Genomic DNA, 17,180 nt, shown 5'->3' with positions numbered 1-17,180 from the left:
ATCTTGCGACAGCTTTTTACCAAGGGAGAGAATCATATGCGTCCGAATACCGGCTTTTATGCCCGAGAAATCAATGATCTGATTCAAAATACAGAACAGATGGGAGATAAGCTTCACCCAAGTTATGAAAAAATCAGAAATGCCATCGATCATGATCAGATGGCTGACTTAGATGATAAAACATTGGCAGAGATCCATGAATTGTTTGAAAAAGGAACCGCTGTTTATCGTCAGCTCGGCAAGCAGATCGGTTTGTTGAAGCCGCCTGCTAAAGTGATCGGCAACCATAAAAGATTGGAAAAAGCGTATCTTCAATATGTGGCTGGTTGCCAAGAGATGACTGACAGCTTACAACCAAGCTTAGATCAAAAAGCATTTGATCTAGCGGAACAAAAGCAAGATGAAGCAACGGATACGATCTACAAAACGATCCAAAAAATCACTAATTTGTTATTGCAATAACAGTTATCAGCAAGACAAATACAACAAAGGTTTTCTAATTACATTGTCACGTTATTTTAAATACAAAAAAGAAAAGATCGAGTAAGATAGATTCATAACCAATAACCTTTTCTTTTCACTACAAAATAGTAATTACTCCTTTTGCCACCGAGAGATCGGTGGTCTTTTTGTTTTAGTGGGAATAAAAAATTGAACTGATAAAGCCGCTTTTGCTCCAATAAAAAGAGAGCGACGCCAAACTGTCGCTCTCTTAAGGAGGAATTCTAATTTTCGACGTTGCGCACGTAGTCTTCAAAATAGCGTTGCAAATCTTGCTTGATTTTTTGATACTCGGCTTCACTGTACGTTTTATCTTCCAGCTTGCCGTTAAACAGCGGCAACGCTAATTCTTTTTTCAAACGTTCGATTACTTCTTCACGGTTCAATCTAACTCACTCCTCAAAATAAACGCAAACACATTCTGGTGCATAAACATCTTTTTGACTCACTGTTAATTTACCCGTTTGCGCATCGCGGCTGAACAAAGTCAAATTGTCGCTATTTTGATTCGCACACACGATAAACTGTTCACTAGGATCAAGAGCGAAGTCTCGTGGAAAATTGCCTTCGGTTGCGATCGTTTGGATTTTTTTCAATGTACCGTCTGCAGCGATTTCAAAGACGGCAATCGAGTCATGGCCGCGGTTAGACGTATATAAAAATTTTCCGTCTTGAGTGATCCGAATCGCAGCGCCGCCATTTTCACCCGTGTAATCTGAAGGGAGTGCGGAAAGTTTTTGAACTTGTGTAAACTCTGCTAAATCGTGATTGTAGGCTAAGACGGTGACACTGCTGTCCAGTTCGCCTAACAAATACGCTAATGTACCGTTTGGATGAAAGACCAAGTGTCGTGGACCAGTCCCAGGTTCAGCCCGATAAAAATTTTTCAGACCCAACTCACCATTTTCAAAAATATCATATGTGCTGACTAGATCCGTTCCAAGATCACAAACGACGAGTCGTTCGTCTGGGGTGAGATCTGTATAGTGGACATGGGGGGCATCTTGATTTTTATTCGGACCGGTTTTTTCAACATGATACAAGGCTGCCGCCGAAGCAAGCGAGCCATCTGATTGAAGGTGGTAAACATTGATCTCACCTTTATGGTAATTGGCGCCATAAAGCAGTTGCCGTTTTTCATCAACTGCGACGTAACACAATGGTGCGCCTTTTTCTGTTACAGCATTCAAAAAATTCCCATTTGAATCGTAAGCGGCTGCTCCACCTTGTTCTTTCACCGTCGTTACCGTATACAGATTGCCGGCGTTGCTTTTTGTTAAATAAGTCGGGCTAGTCTCCTTATGCAAAAGAGTCAGCTCAGTTAATTGTTTTTTATGCGGATCAAGTTCGATCTGGTAGATACCTTCACTTTTTCTCCGCGTGTAAGTGCCTAAAAGAATTTTCATGACACGACCTCCTTATAAAATTATTGTAACAAGGAAATGACAACTTGGATAGCGACAAGTTTGTGTTATAATTTAAAGAAGAATTTGAAGAAAAGAGTGTGACTCATGGCAACGACAACCATTAAAAAAATTGGCGCTCAAGCGATCAATGATGAAAAGATTTTGATTTTATTTGGACCTAGTGCAACGAAAGATTTAGCCGAGTATTCGATCTTGCAAACGATGCCAAGTGATTCGATCGAATTAAAAGTTGGCAGTACACTGACTTTTGGTGATCAAACTTATCATGTAACGAAAGTCGGTCCGCTAGTGAATCAAAATTTGAATCAGTTGAGCCACGCAACGCTTTTATTTCAGCACAGTGACGAAACGATCGCAAATGGGATCTATCTTAGCCCAGAAAAATTACCGACGCTTAAAGCGGAAATGAAAATCACGTTTCACTAGGAGTGATGCAATTGGAAAAAAAGAAAATCTCACGTAAATCTTCGTGGTTTTGGAAGTGGATCTTAAATAGTCAAGTCGTCACAGCTTTGTTGATCGTATTGTTACTACTATTGATCACATTGCTCTTTACGAAAGTTTCCTATTTGTTTGAACCAGTCGGACAATTTTTTGCGATCGTCGGGTTACCGATCATGATTGCCGGTATTTTGTTTTACTTGATGAATCCAGTGGTGGATTATTTAGAACGTAAAGGGATGAAACGCGTTTTAGGGATCACGTTGCTTTTTATTTTTGTGATTGCACTGCTCACGTGGGGGATCGTCGTCATCATTCCTGAGATTCGTGAACAGCTGCATTCCTTTTTTAAAGCGATGCCGGGGTATGTAGATACACTAACGAAAAAGGCCGATCAAGTGTTCAAAGATCCAGTCTTTAAACCTTTCCATAATAATATTGAGCAGATGACGCAAAAATTACTAGAATCAGTCAGTGAATTGACTAAGAATGTTTCCAAACTCACTTTACAAGGTTTAGGCAGCCTTGTTTCAACAGTGGCTAATATTTTGATCGCGATCGTGACCGCGCCGATCATTTTATTCTTCTTATTAAAAGACGGGAAAAAATTGGGACCTTACTTGATTGATTTTTTACCGAATAAGATGCGCAAGCCGACCTTTAAAGTGTTAAAAGAAATGAATAGTCAATTAGCTTCGTATATCCGTGGACAGTTGACCGTCGCGTTTGCCGTGGCGGTGATGTTCATCATCGGACTTTCTATTTCTGGACTTAATTATGCGATTACATTGGGGATCTTAGCCGGCTTCTTGAATCTAATCCCTTATTTAGGTTCTTTTTTAGCCATGGTACCCACCATCTTTTTAGGGATCGTTACCGGTCCTGCGATGCTGATCAAAGTCATCATCGTTTTTGCCATTGAGCAGACGATCGAAGGCCGCGTCGTCTCACCATTAGTTTTAGGTAGCCAGTTGGAGATCCATCCAGTCACGATCATGTTTGTTTTATTGACTGCGGGAAAAATCTTCGGCGTGGTGGGAGTGATCTTGGGGATTCCGTTTTATGCGATCATCAAAGTTGTAGTGACTCACGTGTTTGAATGGTATAAAGGGATCTCGACTTTATATGAAGATTGAATGCTGTAAAGGTAAGAACAAAAAGCGCCGCCCAGAATTTGGGCGGCACTTTTTTTGATTCTTAAAAGCTCTTAGCTAACTCGCGCGCTTCTGCTTGTGAATGTCCGACGATCTCAGTCGTTTTTTCAGGCGTGTAATCAGCCCCTTCACTATAAATAGCAGAAAAGTCAGTGATCCCGATGAAATTCAGGATTCCTTTGACATATTCAGCTGAAAAATCTTTTCCATGATAGACACCGCCACTTGATTGGATATGAAGCGCCTTTTTATCATGGATCAATCCAACTGGACCTTCTGCTGTGTATTTGAATGTTTTGCCGGCGACGTTGACCGTATCAAACCAGGCTTTCAATTTTGTTGGAATATTTAAATTCCATAATGCATTAGCAATCACGATTTTTTCGCTCGCTAAAAACTGTTCCGTGAACTCGTTGAACAAGCGGATTTTTTCTTGTTGTGCATCGGATAATTCGGTGAATGCTTTGCCGGCTGAAAGTTCCTTCCAAGCAAGTAACAAGTCGCCGTCGATCTCAGGCACTGGAGTGTGATATAAATCTAGCATTTCGATCGTGTCTTCGGGGTGTTCTGTTTGATGTGCTTGTAAAAAAGTATCTAAGATCGTGATAGTATGAGAATTTTCCGCAGTTAATGGGTGTGCTTTTACGACTAATACATTCGCCATGATTGTTAAGCTCCTTTAATGAGATACCCTCAGTGTACGAAAAGTTAGGGTAACTGACAACTAATATGCGTTACAAAAAAAGCTGTGCCCAACTGGACACAGCGTTCGTCAAAATTTGAAAACAAAAGCGCAACTTAACTAGCTAAATAGTGGTGATATGCCGTAGCGCCGCCGATCACATTGATTGCACAAAAACCTTGTTCATCTAAATAATTCGCCATTGCTTGTGAACGTTGGCCAAATTGACTAACTAAATAATATGTTTTAGTTTTATCTAACTGGTGTAATTTGCTAGGTAACGTCGTCATTGAAACTTTGATTGCGTTTGGTAAGTCTGCTTCGTCAAACATATCTTCGTCGCGCAAATCTAAAACAGTGGCAGAATCTTGATCTAAAAGAGACATAAATTCTAAAGCTGATACAGAGTAAGTCATGTGTACAACAACCTTTTCTTTATTTATTTAATATTATATTTCAGAATATTAATATAAATTCCGTTGGATTACAAGTGTTTTATTCTGTTTTGTTTTGCTTGTTAAAGAACCTTTAATAAATGACTAAAGAAAGTTCATATTTGAAAAACAATTTCGCTATTAGAGGGGATAAATCGAAAATAAAATAATTTTCTACTAGCAAGACATGAAAAAAATTCCCTGACAATTATTTTACACACGTGCATCAGTCGAATGATCGTAATTCTTTTGTTTGATTTTGTGTAACCGCTAGCAAGGGGTATCACTTGCGGTATTTTAGCACCATCGGTAAAATGAATGAGGAGACGGAGGGAATAAAATGGGCACATTTAGCTTAGACCAGCCTAGTTTAAAAACCATCGCGATTCGCGTCAAAGATCGAGAAGCGATGATCCATTTCTACCGCGATATCATTGGGTTTCATTTGATTCGTGAAGAAAACGAGCTGGCTATTTTAGGATATAAAGAACCTGAGACGGAATTTTTGTGGCTAGAAGAAAGTCCACGAGCAGAAGATCACACTGGCGAGATCAAAAAAATGCAACGTTTCTCATTAGTCGTACCGAATGAAGAGGAACTAGCCAATGTCTGGTACCGCGCACAAAAATTTAAATTTCCATTGGAAGATGCGTTGATTGCTGAAGAGGACAAAGGCTTATTGTTTGCTGATCCAGAAGGCAATGAGATCGAAGTTTTTTTCGGCGCGAGTAAAGTGCGCTCAGAAGTCGAGCCAAGTTCATTTGATCTAGACGAATTATTAAAAAAGGCGACGAAAAAAGAAAAAATCCACGGCGCTTATTTCGATAAGATCCATTTGAATGTCAGCGATCTAACTAAGCAAATCGACTTTATCACGAATACTTTAGGACTGCCGACACATGAAGAAAAAAATGAATTATTAGTTTTGAACCGCGGTAATTTTGTCGTTGGTTTGAGTCAAGCGACAGGCGGCACAATCGATCTACCGACTGAAAAAGTGCTCGGCTTGGATTTTCTGATGTTTAAAGTCAGTCAAACAGAATTGGAAAAGTTAGCAGAGCATCTAAGTACGATCGACCACGAACACTTCATCGATAAAAAACGGACGATTATCACAGTTTATGATGCGATCGGGATTGAATGGTGGTTTGTTTTAGCTTAAAATAAAAAAGTAGCCGCGTATGTTACGCGGCTTTTTTCATTACGTGTGCTTAAAAAAATTCACGTGTGAAGTTAAGTAGGAGGTGCTTTTTTGTATCCAGAGACTCAGCTGTTGATCCAACAGAAAATGCAGGCCGGCATTTATCCAGGAGTCATTTACACATTGATCGAAGACGGAAAAAGTGAGACTCATGCATTAGGACTGGCACAAGTCGAACCGACGCGTGTCCCGATGGAGTTAGATAAATTATTTGATGTGGCCTCACTAACAAAAGTCGTTTGTACGACGACGGTGATGTTGAAACTCTTTGAACAAGGAAAGCTTACTTGGGATCAGCCGTTGTGTGATTTGTTACCACAATTTCAAAATCAAACGATCACCTTACGCCATTTACTCACCCACACTTCTGATATTCAGACGTATATTCCCAATCGGGATCAGTTGGATGCAAAAGAGTTGCGCGCCGCATACCTCACTTTGCAACCGGGAAAACATTTAGGTCAAGTCGTAAAATACACGGATGCCGGAACGATTTTATTGGGTTTTTTGATTGAAGAATTGTATCAACAAGATGTCGTGACGGTTTTTAAACAGGAAGTCTTAGCACCGCTCGGGATGACGGATAGTTTGTTTTTACCGACGCATATCACAGATCGAATCATTCCCACCGAAAAATTAGCGGATGGCCGCATTTTAAAAGGTGAGACGCATGATCCTAAAGCCCGTGTCTTAGCTGAACATGCAGGAAATGCGGGACTGTTTACGACGAATGCAGATTTACAAAAATTTTGCGCACTGTATTTAAATGAAGGCTTCGTCAATGGCAAACAATTTTTACAACCGGCAACGATCGACTCTTTATTGCATGATCAAACGCCCAATCAAAAAGGTGATCGGAGCTTAGGTTGGAATTTGAAACATAGCTTAGTCGACCAGCAAAATTTATTGTTCCATACCGGCTATACCGGAACTTTTTTATTGTTGGATGTTAAACGACACGGCGCGTTTGTTTTTTTATCAAATCGTGTCCATCCGATTGATCGGAACCCTAGCTATTTAAAAAATCGAGATGAGATTCTGGCACACTATTTAATCGAAAGAAAAAATCAATTTCAATTATAAAAAAGGAGCGAAAAAAATGGAACCTTTATTTTTAAAACCTGTTTTCCACGAAAAAATCTGGGGTGGCGATCAACTACATACTGTTTTTGGTTTTGAACTCCCGAATGATAAAATTGGTGAGGACTGGGCTATCAGTGGGCATCCCCATGGAGTTAGTATCGTTGAAAACGGTCCATTTAAAGGAAAATCAGTGGCAGAACTTTGGGAGCACAATCGGGAATTATTTGGTGACCAGCCAGGGAAAGTTTTTCCACTTTTGATCAAAATTTTAGATGCCGAAGATGATCTTTCAGTGCAAGTCCATCCAGATGATGCGTACGGCTTAAAACACGAAGGTGAGCTTGGCAAAACAGAATGTTGGTATATTATCGATGCTAAGCCAGGTGCTGAGATCATTTACGGTCATAACGCGAAAACTCGTGACGAACTAGCAGCGATGATTAAGGACGGTCAGTGGGATGACTTATTACGTCGTGTGCCGGTTAAAAAAGGTGACTTCTTCTTTGTTCCAAGTGGGACGATCCACGCGATCGGCAAAGGGATTATGATCTTAGAGACACAACAAAGCTCAGATACGACTTATCGGGTTTATGATTATGATCGTAAAGATGACGCTGGGAATACCCGCGAGTTACACATCGAGCAATCGATCGAAGTAACGACTGTTCCAGCTCGGACGCCAGAGTTAGAGATTTCAGAAATTCGTAAAGGCGATTCAGCAATCACGACTTATTTAGAAACGGAATTTTTCAATGTGTATCAATGGGATGTATCTGGTGAGTTGAATGTGGAAAAAACGGGTTTATATACTTTAGCAACCGTGATCCGTGGCTATGGTAATTTGATCGTGGCAGGAAAGACGTATGAATTAAAGCCGGGTACAAGTTTCATTTTGCCAGCTGCAATTACTAGCTGGGAGCTTGAAGGCGATTTGAGTTTGATCGCTTCGACACCAGGAGAAAGTAAAAAATAGTTTGCTGCAACTTTTAAAAATGCAGCTTGCAAAACATGACGCATTTGTCCGCAAGAATGGACAAATGCGTTTTTTTATGCTTTGCTATAAGATAATAAAATTATGATAATTATAATAAGAAAACAAAGATTGATAATTTTGATAACAAATATTATATAAGTTTTATTTTATATTTAGATTACTTTTGGCTTTTTATTCTTTAAAAACATTAGAAAATAATTGATTTAAAATTTTAATCACTCTATAATTAAATAAGAAAAATAAAATATAAAAAAATAAATTTAATTAGGAGGGTATGTTATTTTGAATAAATTCGATCAAATCTTAAAGTGGACTGCACGTTTTTTTATTATTCTGTTGGTGCCGCTTTTATTGACGAATCTTTTTTTGATCTATCAAAGTTACGCACAGCCCGATCGAGCACCGAATGCATTTGGGATCACGCCTTTGATCGTGCAGTCCGGATCGATGGATGATGGCAGCAAACGCGCGATCAAAGTTGGGGATTTGATGTTAGTTAAAAATAAAACGCAGCAAGAGAAATACCACAATCAGGATGTGATCACATTCAAATCTGGTAATTCGTATGTCAGTCATGAAGTCATCACCATCAAAGTTGATGATGGTATCACAACTTATCAGACGAAAGGTCGCGCGAATAACGCACCAGATCAAGAATTTGTCAAAGAAAATCAGATCTTAGGAAAGAACTTAAAGACGATCCCAAAGTTGGGAGATTTTTTACTCTTTTTACAAACACCACTGGGATTAGTGGGAAGTATTGGAATCCCAATACTGCTTTTAATGGGATATGATCGTGTGAAAGAAATTCGAGCCAAACGCCAATATAAAGGAGGAACAGAAATTGAAGAGTGTTAAGAAAAATAAAGAGATGCGCCGTGCATTCGGGGTAGCCGCACTAGTAATCGTAACGTTGAGTTTGTTGGGTGGAACGTTGGCGAAGTATACGAAAGAAGGTAATGTTGAAGATAGTGCGCGAGTGGCGAAATTCAGTGTAACTGCTGAGGGGGATACGGATCATTTGTTTAGTGCGACGGGAATGTATGATAATTGGACGGCGGTCCCAACATTTGATGCCAGTGGAGGAATAGATAATAAACCGAACCTTGAAGATAGTGTGGAATCAAAGAAAAATCCAAAAGATAAAGTTTTAGCACCTGGAACTTCAGGTTATGCGGTCATCGAAGTCGGGAATACTGCGTCAGAAGTTGATGTAGACTATAAGACTAGTTTAACTATTACAAATGCTGGGAATATCCCACTAGAATATTCTTATGCTGCAGGGGAAAAAGGCACTCAGTTAACTGCCAGTGCTTGGTCGAGTACTCCTCCAACTGCAGGTACAATCAATGGAACGATTGCTAAAGGAACTACGGAAAATCATGAAGTCTATATTTTCTGGCGTTGGGCATTCGAAAAAGGAAATGATGACGCTGAGATTGCATTAAATGATGCAGCTGATACAACTTTAGGTGAAGCCGGAACCGCTACTGTCAATATCAAAGCAACTACTAACGTTACACAAGTCGATTAATTTTAAGTACAAGGAGGTGCAACATGTCGAAAAAGAATTTTATTTTTGGCGTCTTGTGCCTCGTTGTCTTTTTTTGGCCGCAAGAAGTCCGTGCGGCTAAATTATTTGAAATAACAGATGACAGTGGTCAAGTTTGGTCAGCTGGAGATGAAGTAACTATTTTTGGTGAAGGATCACCAGCACTTTTGCATCCGAATAAAAGTGGTAGCTACACGTTTCAAATAAAAAATGTGACTGCTGCACCACAAGACTACTGGGTACATATTGAAGAAGAAAATAATGAAGCGATCCCGATCGAGTTGCGGATCAAAGAAGAGAATGCGTATATTTTTGGTCCAACAGGTTTTGAATTTTTACCGACAGGGAGTTTTAAAAAAGCCGAGCACTTACCAGCACGCCAAACAAGAACATATCGGATCGATTGGCAGTGGGATGGACAGGTCGATCATGAACGAGATACTCAGTTGGGGGAAAAAGCGTTGGATGCGGATCTCGTTTACACATTGAAATTAAAAGTAATCAGTGAAGCAGCCGGCAAACCAATCCCGCCAGCTACAGAAACGCCTAGTGAAACAAGTGCTGAACAAATTGGCGCGAGTTCTAATTTTTTAGCGCAAACGGGAATTTCGAAAACAGTAGCACTACCTCAAGCTACAGATAAATTTTTAGGTTTCTTACCCAAGACAGGAGAAGCGCGTCACTATTGGATCATCTATACCGGCGTGCTCTTTGTTTTATTGAGTTTTTTATTGAAACAGCAGAAAGGACGTAAAGGCTCATGAGAACATTTTGCCAGAAAAATCGTTATCCTTTGCTGTTATTGTCTTTAACGATTCTTTTAGCAGGCAGCTATTTGATTTGGCCGACCTTAGCAAAATTTCAAGAGGCGCACAAGTTAGAAGACCAAGCACGAACGGCAGTTTTTGTGGGAAATTCGCTTGCTACGATCGAGCTTAAAGCGAATACTTTTTCTCCGGGAGAGACTGAAACGCTGACATTTGAGTTGACCAATATAAAAGCTGACCGCAAGACAGAAGTTACCACGCAATATCAGATTCAGTTGGAAACTTTTGGGATGGTGCCGCTCGACTATCAATTATTGCGCGTGATAGGGGGGGCTGAAAAAGAGATCGCATTTGGTGAGTTAGTTGAAATGGCGGCTGCTACGACCCAGCCAGAAATCCACACGTATAAAATCAAAGTCCGGTGGCCGGAAGAAAAAAATCAAAATTATTACCAAGATGATATGCAAATCCAGCGATTAAAAATTCAAACTGAACAGATAGATTAGGTGATCAACGTGAAAAGAAAAAAAATCATAGTAACCGGAACAGTGAGTGTTGTTTTTTTGGCAGTCTTAGGGTTAGCGAAATTTGTTTCAAACCAAGCTGCTGATGAACCAGGCAAAGCTAAAAATATGTATTTTGTCAGCAATGTGTTAAAAGAGCGAGAAGAAGTGGTGCGTCAAGCAGAGAAAACGTATCCCATCACGAACTGGAAAAATGGGAAAAAGATCCGGATCGAAATGCGAAATTATCCAGATAGCCAGCGCTTTACCCGTGTGCCGATTGAGTATCAAGTGACAGTTGAACAAGATCCGAATGCTGTGATCGAAGTGGATGGCAGAATAAAGCAAATGGACAGTAAAGCGATCACGTTACCGGCTTCCACCAGTAAAGCTGATCAACAAAAACAAGTCATCGATATTTATCCGGGTGATGATTTTTTAGTGGGAAAGACTGAACGAGCGTTGACAGTTACCGCGACGAGCACCAAGCCGTATCAAACTGAATTGACCGCGACTTTTCTGTTGCAAAAAGCAGCGGAAGATGTGGAAATCGTCGTGGAAGATGAAAAGCAAAGTCCGTATACGAAGTTGATCGTTTGGGCAAATGAAAAACGAACGGTGACCCTAAATTGGGATGCCGATAAAGTCGTACCGGATCAAACGAATAAATTTTTACTGGGGAAAACAATCACAGGAGACAATGATCAGAAAAAAATCGAGCTGGGCGTGATTGACGCGATCAGTGCGGCCACGATTTATTTGCTGAAATACGATGAAGAACAAAATTATGCGCCAGAAACTGACCGGCCATTTAAAATCACGGCAGTGAAATAAAGGAGGCAGTGATGAAAAAAAAGTTAACAGCGGCACTAGCTTTTTTATTAATACTTTTGCCTTGTGTGACTAGTGGGCAAGTTGTCTTGGGAGCAGGATCTGAAACTAGTACGAGCTTGATACCTGAAACTTCTATTGAAAGTGAGTTAGCGACAAAATTTTCGTTGGAGAGTTTGTTGGCAGAAACAAGTGAGGAAAATGAAGCAGCTGAACGGACCGTAACGACGGAAGAGGGGAGTGAAGCGTCGACTGAAGCGATGGCTGAAGGGACGAGTGAAAGTGAACCAGCTGAAACTACAACTGAAAAAATACCGTCTAGTCCACAGGCGCAAGCTGATTTTTCAGTCGTAGTCGAACGAAACGGTGGCGACATTGCATTGCGCGAAGCCGAAGAAGCTACACCTGTTAACATTGATTGGAAACTCTCTGATCAGTCACGGGTCATAGTTCAGTTTAACAAACAAACGAATGCTCTCCGCAAAATCGAACTGATTGTTGCACCAGGAATTTTGATTCCTAAAACAGCATTAGCTGTGATTGAGGCAAAAGAGAGTGTTGTAAAAGTTGAGCGGTTAGAAGAACGGACTGAACCAATTTATGCGTTGAATTCAGCGATTCAAAGAAGTGAATATTATCTTCCAAAAGAGACCAATCAGCGGTATCAAGATTATTTTCACGGTGGGAAAATTGTAGTGCACTTTGAGGCCAATGCGGCAATCGACGGTTTTTATTTTCCGATTCGCTCTTCTTATGGTGGAAATGCGAGTGATCCTTCTTTTTGGAGTGGCATTCAGCATCAAAGTTTGAACCGCCAATCGCCAGCACTTCAAGTCGCTTTGATTGAAGATGAACAGAAGACCGAAAAACGTGTGCTAGATGATTTAGTAAATAGCAGTTCGATTGGTCATTCGGTAATCATAAAAAATAATGCTATTCCTAACTCGCAAGATCCAGGCCCTCAGTTAGTTGATAAAAAATATTCGCTGACATTAAATGCACGGGTTCGAAACAACGACATGTCAACTAATGACAACAGCTACCAACTGACTAATCCGACATATGAATTGTATGTTCCTTACAAAGAGTCTGAAACGGAACCGAATAAATTTATTTCGGCTGAATTGTTGACTACTGAGATGGATGACTGGATTCAAACGATCACCGCAAGTAATGATGGTAATAAAATTTTTAACTATAAACATGAGGTGTTAGCGGATGGTCGGATCAAAGTAACCTATTATTTTACTGATCCGCAGCAAGAATATTTATTGCAAGTACTAAATTTACAACTACATTATCGTTATCCAGCCGATCGATTCCAGACTGGGGATACTGTTTATTACACAAAAGATAATTTAGGTCGAAAATATGAAAGTGCTTTTAACGGAGCTACTGTGACATCAGAGGCAGTCTCTTTAACTGACAGTGATCGAAACCCGTTGAAGATCGTTGACGATACGGCGTTTGATTTTGAATTTCTATCCTCAGCAGCTAGTAATCCTATCCGACTTGATGTGATCAATATGCAAAATCAACATGTTAATCATTTATTAGGCTATTCATCAATTACGAATAAAACGAACGCGAAAGGTGAAGCAGATGTTAAATATAAATTTGATATCAACAACACGTGGCATATCGGAGTCACGATGGTTCAATTTTGGACGGTCGACAGCGCGGAGGATTTAGCCGCCGCTCGCAATTATGAATACGATTTTTCTTTTACATTACAGAAAAAAGGTGCGATAGGTGAAACAGATAAATTAGTGGGGAATTATAAGCTGACGCCAGCGAAAGTTTATCAAAATAAAAAAATCACCCAAAGTTTCGGGGTTGAAAAGTCTTTGCTGGGTTTCCCCAATGAACGTTACTATTACTATGTAAATCGAGAAATGTTAGCGCAAGGTTTAGGACAAGTGCCAGTAGATCTTGAAAATTATTACATTAAAGAATTGAGTTATACATTTAAAGTCGCCGCTAAAGATGACGGAAACTATGTCAGCGGTGATAAAGGGCGAGTGAAGGAGTCTGGTGGACAGTATTATGGACACCTGTTGACAGATAAAACAAATGCCAATGGTGATGCGCATTCTACGATGGAGATTCAGCCAGCAGCAGGTTATAACGGAAATAATTTGAAGCGAACTATTATAACGCGACCTGTTGTAGCTGCCAATGCGACCACCAAACAAGGGGCAGATATCGGATTATTCATTGATGGTCATAAGTCAAGAGGAAATCAAACTGATCCGATGACCATCATAGATAGTGCGGGGCGAGAGCTAAAAGAAATGAGTGACCGGGTGGATGTCGGGGAAAAATTGACCGTAAAAGCCACTGCTTTGTCGACTTTTTATCCGTACGGAGCATCAAACTATTCACCAAATCCGGTTTTTTATCTTCGAACCCCGACTGCTTTAACACTACTAGAAGATTCAATCAAATTAGCACAAGGAAATAAGAAATTAAATTATCGATTGGAACAGCTGATAGATAGTGACGGTGAGCCACTCGTATTAGAAGGAACCGGCGGCTATTTTTACCGCGTAGAAGTTTTAGATAGTGATGGGCTTGGCTATTATGATGAAGAACGAGAAATGTATGGAGAAAGGATCTCGATCGAATATCAGATGGAAGTCAATATCGCTTCTGATGGGCGACCAATCGAGTATCGAGAATTATTATTCGTAGGAGACAAAAATTATACAGCTGCTGCAACTGGAAGTTATGCTGCATATATGGTAAATGACCGTTGGGGATTAACTGAAAGCATGCCAAACGCTGGTTGGGCAAACACATATTACTATACGCCCTCTAATGCGCCACCGTCTTATAACCTTTGCTCGACTAACTTAGATTATTCTTTCACCACTAATTCTCCCAATTTGAATTTTGGTCTCAACACACGTCTGTCAAATGATGTCTTAGACCCGACAGATGATGGAACACGTTCAAAAGGAGTACTCGACAAGAACGATCAAACGTTTAAAGCGACTTTCTCAATGGACAACATTCATCAAAAGGGGTATGTCGATTCTAAAGGCATGTTCATCGCGTATCTACCGATTGCTAAACAAGACGTGAAACCTGAGTGGCTGACTGAAGAAGAGCTGGCAGATTATTCATTGGCATTGAAAGGCGAATTAGAAATCAAAAGTCAAAAAGGAGTCACGTATGACATCGGTTATACGACGGCACAGGAAAAGTTTAACAATCATCAAGATACGTTTACTGGAGAAAATGGTTTTGCGACTTATCAAACCTATGAAGAAGTAAAGGATAAATTGGATCAAGTCACGATGATCAAAATCATCGGTAGAGCAGATGGTGATGGCATGATCATCCCATTTGGTGAGCAACTGACAGCCACGATGACATTAAGTTATGGTGGAGCTAAAGATCATGTGTTTGAAGAGTTAGCAGGCGAAAAGGTTTCGTATCGTCCGTATGTCGTACAGATTTATACGATCAATCGAATTGCGACGATGTTTCGAACAGAAGCTCCCAAAAATGAATTGCGGATTCGCTATCGGCCAGATCAAAAAGAAATCGAACTTTGGGCATATAAAGAAGCAGATTACCCCAATGACACTAGTCTGAATAAAACATTAGACTTACCGTTGCCAAATTTTGTGAACGAGTATGAGTTAGTTCAGACACCAGGTGACTTTTATAGTTTCAATTTAGATACGATTGATAATCTAGTTGCTAATCAAGATCATTCTGTTTCTTACGGGAACAGTACCTTTGCTTTAGGGACCGGTCTTAATTTGCTAGGCAGCGATCCAGCCTATATAGATTTAGCGCAGGCGGCTGGGCAGTCACTTGGTAAAACGGGGACTGTGAACAAATTGAATTATAAAATTTATAACGCCAACAACATCAACGATACATTAGGTGAACGCAGTTTGATCATTCATTACCAAAGCCAAGACAGCGATGATTTAGATTTTAAAGTGAAGATCAAAGTGCTGCGGAAAGCATCCAAGATTAAAGTCGAGAATGCGTTGATGGCAGGAAAAGTGTACAAAGAGTTTAGTGCTTCAGCAGATAATGTAAAGAAAACTTTGCAAGACGGTGCCTTGACGGTTCAGTATGCGTATGATACGAGTGCGATCACAGAAGGGTTGCCAGCTAAGATTCCAGAGGACGATTTTTTCTTACAGTTTGCTTCCACAGCAGCTGATGAGCGATCGGCAAAAGTCTCATTACCACCGGGTGATACGATTTTGATGAAAGTCCAATCAACTAAAACGGTCGGCGATAAAGTAGAAAAAGTGCGACCAGAGTATTATTATTATCGAAATGAAACGAACGATTCGCAAGCTAAAATTTTGCTGAAAGATTTTTATCAGATGGGGGAAAATAAAACCGAAGCGACCCAGTTGACTAAAGCTAAAATGTCAGCTCACGCGAAAGAAGCCGATCAACTATCTTACTTGTTCATCTTTGATTTTGAAAATCAAGACACAGCAATTCATGAATTAGCTACAGGTGATGAACTCGATCTGATCCAACTGTCCTTTCCAACAGTGGCAGAAGAAGGCAAGGTGAGTGAACGAAACGATATCCCAACTAGTTTTGAAGTGGCGAAAAAAGCTGAAGTAGTCCAACGTTCCGTTAAGACCAATCAAGCAGAATATGCATCGCAAGAGCCAATCGAAGTAAGTGGTGATATTCGAGTGAGTAAAGCCATGGATGCGGTCGATGCATTCAACCAATACAAATTGATTAGTGTAACGTTCCAACTACTTGAACAAAAAGCTAATGGCGTTGAAGCAGTTGATTGGCCGGCCGGAACTATGATTCAAAAGAAAAATTTAGATGGTTCATTGGAGACGGCAAATTATTCACGCTTAAAAGAAGATCAGACTGTCTTAGTGGCGCCTTTTGAACGGGTCGATCCGAATGATCACCAACCAGGACAATCTATGCCAAACTTTGGAGGGAAGGATTATAAATTTCAAATCAATACGCCAGTAGAAGCTTTGGCGGCTGGAAAATCGTATCAAATTCGAGTACAAGCACATAAAGCCCGCTCTTCTTTTTATCCTTTATTGGGGGAACGTTTAGAAAATGCGGTCCTTGATGAAGAGTGGGAAGAACAAGCGGAAGGTGAAGCATTTTATTTACCGATCACGATCAAAGATAAACCAAGTGGCTTAAAAGTAAAGAGCACGATGAAAGAGCGCTTAGTTTATAACGGATCACCAACTCAAACGGTCAACTTTAAATTGATGGCAGACAATATCGATAAAGTCGAACCCGTGTTAGAAATTCAAAGAAATGGAACGACTTTTGAAGAAGTTCCGGATTGGGAAAAATATATTGAAACGGCCCGAAGCGATAATTTAGTTCCAACAGGGGAAGCGACAACTAAAGAGTGGGAATGGACCATGCGTTTTAAAGCTGATCTGCCAGCTGAATTAAATGGAGAATATCGAATCTTGTTTAAGGCTTACCGAGAAAAAGTCGGGGATTTTCCAGGGGCTCCTGTGTCCTATGAACAGCTCCATGAAGTCCCTTGGAGTTTTGCTATTTGGGACCCGTTACCGAATTAAAATAGTAGTCTGGTATTTATGTTGATTAAAACAAAAGAGCCGCTTG

Annotated in this window: 16 protein-coding genes; 12 read left to right on the top strand and 4 right to left on the bottom strand. The window is 40.3% G+C overall.

The window, feature by feature from the left end; all coding sequences use genetic code 11:
* Positions 1 to 36 precede the first annotated feature (36 nt).
* A complete protein-coding gene (locus GVJ38_RS00340) occupies positions 37 to 462 on the top strand; it encodes a hypothetical protein (protein ID WP_159721178.1) in 426 nt (141 codons plus the stop codon).
* 263 nt (positions 463 to 725) lie between these two features.
* Here the strand turns inward: GVJ38_RS00340 and GVJ38_RS14135 are convergent, their stop codons facing one another.
* Together GVJ38_RS14135 and GVJ38_RS00335 are read right to left on the bottom strand one after the other, a co-directional pair.
* Positions 726 to 887: a hypothetical protein gene (locus tag GVJ38_RS14135; protein WP_200849427.1), complete on the bottom strand. Its 162-nt coding sequence runs from the start codon at positions 885 to 887 to the stop codon at positions 726 to 728.
* A gap of 6 nt (positions 888 to 893) precedes the next feature.
* The gene (locus GVJ38_RS00335; protein ID WP_159721177.1) at positions 894 to 1,907 is read right to left on the bottom strand and encodes a lactonase family protein; all 1,014 of its coding nucleotides are present in this window, start codon (positions 1,905 to 1,907) and stop codon (positions 894 to 896) included.
* 105 nt (positions 1,908 to 2,012) lie between these two features.
* Here GVJ38_RS00335 and GVJ38_RS00330 point away from each other — a divergent pair, with 105 nt between their 5' ends.
* Together GVJ38_RS00330 and GVJ38_RS00325 are read left to right on the top strand one after the other, a co-directional pair.
* Positions 2,013 to 2,354 carry a PTS glucitol/sorbitol transporter subunit IIA gene (locus GVJ38_RS00330; RefSeq protein ID WP_159721176.1) on the top strand — a complete coding sequence of 114 codons (342 nt, stop codon included), beginning with the start codon at positions 2,013 to 2,015 and terminating at the stop codon, positions 2,352 to 2,354.
* An 11-nt stretch (positions 2,355 to 2,365) separates the two neighbouring features.
* Complete coding sequence (locus GVJ38_RS00325; protein WP_200849426.1) at positions 2,366 to 3,505, top strand: AI-2E family transporter; 1,140 nt, start codon at positions 2,366 to 2,368, stop codon at positions 3,503 to 3,505.
* A gap of 61 nt (positions 3,506 to 3,566) precedes the next feature.
* On the opposite strand, the gene GVJ38_RS00320 is transcribed toward GVJ38_RS00325, so the two are convergent.
* Entirely contained in the window at positions 3,567 to 4,187 is a 621-nt protein-coding gene (locus GVJ38_RS00320; protein WP_159721174.1) for an FMN-dependent NADH-azoreductase, read from the bottom strand.
* Between the two features lie 134 nt (positions 4,188 to 4,321).
* On the bottom strand, positions 4,322 to 4,621 hold the full coding sequence (locus tag GVJ38_RS00315; protein WP_159721173.1) for a rhodanese-like domain-containing protein: 300 nt from the start codon (positions 4,619 to 4,621) through the stop codon (positions 4,322 to 4,324).
* 358 nt (positions 4,622 to 4,979) lie between these two features.
* Between GVJ38_RS00315 and GVJ38_RS00310 the strand changes: the two genes are divergently transcribed.
* From GVJ38_RS00310 to GVJ38_RS00270, 9 genes are all read left to right on the top strand, one after another.
* Positions 4,980 to 5,801, top strand: a complete 822-nt coding sequence (locus GVJ38_RS00310; RefSeq protein ID WP_159721172.1) for a VOC family protein — start codon at positions 4,980 to 4,982, stop codon at positions 5,799 to 5,801.
* 90 nt (positions 5,802 to 5,891) lie between these two features.
* Positions 5,892 to 6,923, top strand: coding sequence for a serine hydrolase domain-containing protein (locus GVJ38_RS00305; RefSeq protein ID WP_159721171.1), 1,032 nt, complete (start codon positions 5,892 to 5,894; stop codon positions 6,921 to 6,923).
* A 16-nt stretch (positions 6,924 to 6,939) separates the two neighbouring features.
* The gene (gene manA / locus GVJ38_RS00300; protein ID WP_159721170.1) at positions 6,940 to 7,896 is read left to right on the top strand and encodes a mannose-6-phosphate isomerase, class I; all 957 of its coding nucleotides are present in this window, start codon (positions 6,940 to 6,942) and stop codon (positions 7,894 to 7,896) included.
* A 303-nt stretch (positions 7,897 to 8,199) separates the two neighbouring features.
* Positions 8,200 to 8,775 (top strand): signal peptidase I, encoded by a 576-nt coding sequence (locus tag GVJ38_RS00295; RefSeq protein WP_159721169.1) that lies wholly within the window; start codon positions 8,200 to 8,202, stop codon positions 8,773 to 8,775.
* Positions 8,762 to 9,451 carry a hypothetical protein gene (locus GVJ38_RS00290; RefSeq protein WP_159721168.1) on the top strand — a complete coding sequence of 230 codons (690 nt, stop codon included), beginning with the start codon at positions 8,762 to 8,764 and terminating at the stop codon, positions 9,449 to 9,451. Before GVJ38_RS00295 ends, GVJ38_RS00290 begins: the two co-directional genes overlap by 14 nt.
* Before the next feature lie 23 nt (positions 9,452 to 9,474).
* On the top strand, positions 9,475 to 10,233 hold the full coding sequence (locus tag GVJ38_RS00285; RefSeq protein ID WP_159721167.1) for an LPXTG cell wall anchor domain-containing protein: 759 nt from the start codon (positions 9,475 to 9,477) through the stop codon (positions 10,231 to 10,233).
* Entirely contained in the window at positions 10,230 to 10,742 is a 513-nt protein-coding gene (locus GVJ38_RS00280; RefSeq protein WP_159721166.1) for a hypothetical protein, read from the top strand. Before GVJ38_RS00285 ends, GVJ38_RS00280 begins: the two co-directional genes overlap by 4 nt.
* 9 nt (positions 10,743 to 10,751) lie before the next feature.
* Complete coding sequence (locus GVJ38_RS00275) at positions 10,752 to 11,573, top strand: hypothetical protein (RefSeq protein WP_159721165.1); 822 nt, start codon at positions 10,752 to 10,754, stop codon at positions 11,571 to 11,573.
* Between the two features lie 11 nt (positions 11,574 to 11,584).
* A complete protein-coding gene (locus GVJ38_RS00270; protein ID WP_159721164.1) occupies positions 11,585 to 17,134 on the top strand; it encodes a hypothetical protein in 5,550 nt (1,849 codons plus the stop codon).
* Positions 17,135 to 17,180 lie beyond the last annotated feature (46 nt).

It is taken from the genome of Enterococcus sp. CSURQ0835 (genome assembly GCF_902706605.1).
In the GTDB taxonomy this organism is placed as follows: domain Bacteria; phylum Bacillota; class Bacilli; order Lactobacillales; family Enterococcaceae; genus Enterococcus_A.
The sequence above is the reverse complement of the archived record's forward strand: the minus strand, read 5'-3'. Positions and strand labels throughout refer to the sequence as shown.

What these genes read in the sequence shown, in the direction of transcription:
- GVJ38_RS00310 (WP_159721172.1), top strand. Translation starts at nt 4,980, where the DNA reads ATGGGCACATTTAGCTTAGACCAGCCTAGTTTAAAAACCATCGCGATT.
- GVJ38_RS00320 (WP_159721174.1), bottom strand. Translation starts at nt 4,187, where the DNA reads ATGGCGAATGTATTAGTCGTAAAAGCACACCCATTAACTGCGGAAAAT.
- GVJ38_RS00280 (WP_159721166.1), top strand. Translation starts at nt 10,230, where the DNA reads ATGAGAACATTTTGCCAGAAAAATCGTTATCCTTTGCTGTTATTGTCT.
- GVJ38_RS00335 (WP_159721177.1), bottom strand. Translation starts at nt 1,907, where the DNA reads ATGAAAATTCTTTTAGGCACTTACACGCGGAGAAAAAGTGAAGGTATC.
- GVJ38_RS00330 (WP_159721176.1), top strand. Translation starts at nt 2,013, where the DNA reads ATGGCAACGACAACCATTAAAAAAATTGGCGCTCAAGCGATCAATGAT.
- GVJ38_RS00340 (WP_159721178.1), top strand. Translation starts at nt 37, where the DNA reads ATGCGTCCGAATACCGGCTTTTATGCCCGAGAAATCAATGATCTGATT.
- GVJ38_RS00315 (WP_159721173.1), bottom strand. Translation starts at nt 4,621, where the DNA reads ATGACTTACTCTGTATCAGCTTTAGAATTTATGTCTCTTTTAGATCAA.
- GVJ38_RS00270 (WP_159721164.1), top strand. Translation starts at nt 11,585, where the DNA reads ATGAAAAAAAAGTTAACAGCGGCACTAGCTTTTTTATTAATACTTTTG.
- GVJ38_RS00285 (WP_159721167.1), top strand. Translation starts at nt 9,475, where the DNA reads ATGTCGAAAAAGAATTTTATTTTTGGCGTCTTGTGCCTCGTTGTCTTT.
- manA (WP_159721170.1), top strand. Translation starts at nt 6,940, where the DNA reads ATGGAACCTTTATTTTTAAAACCTGTTTTCCACGAAAAAATCTGGGGT.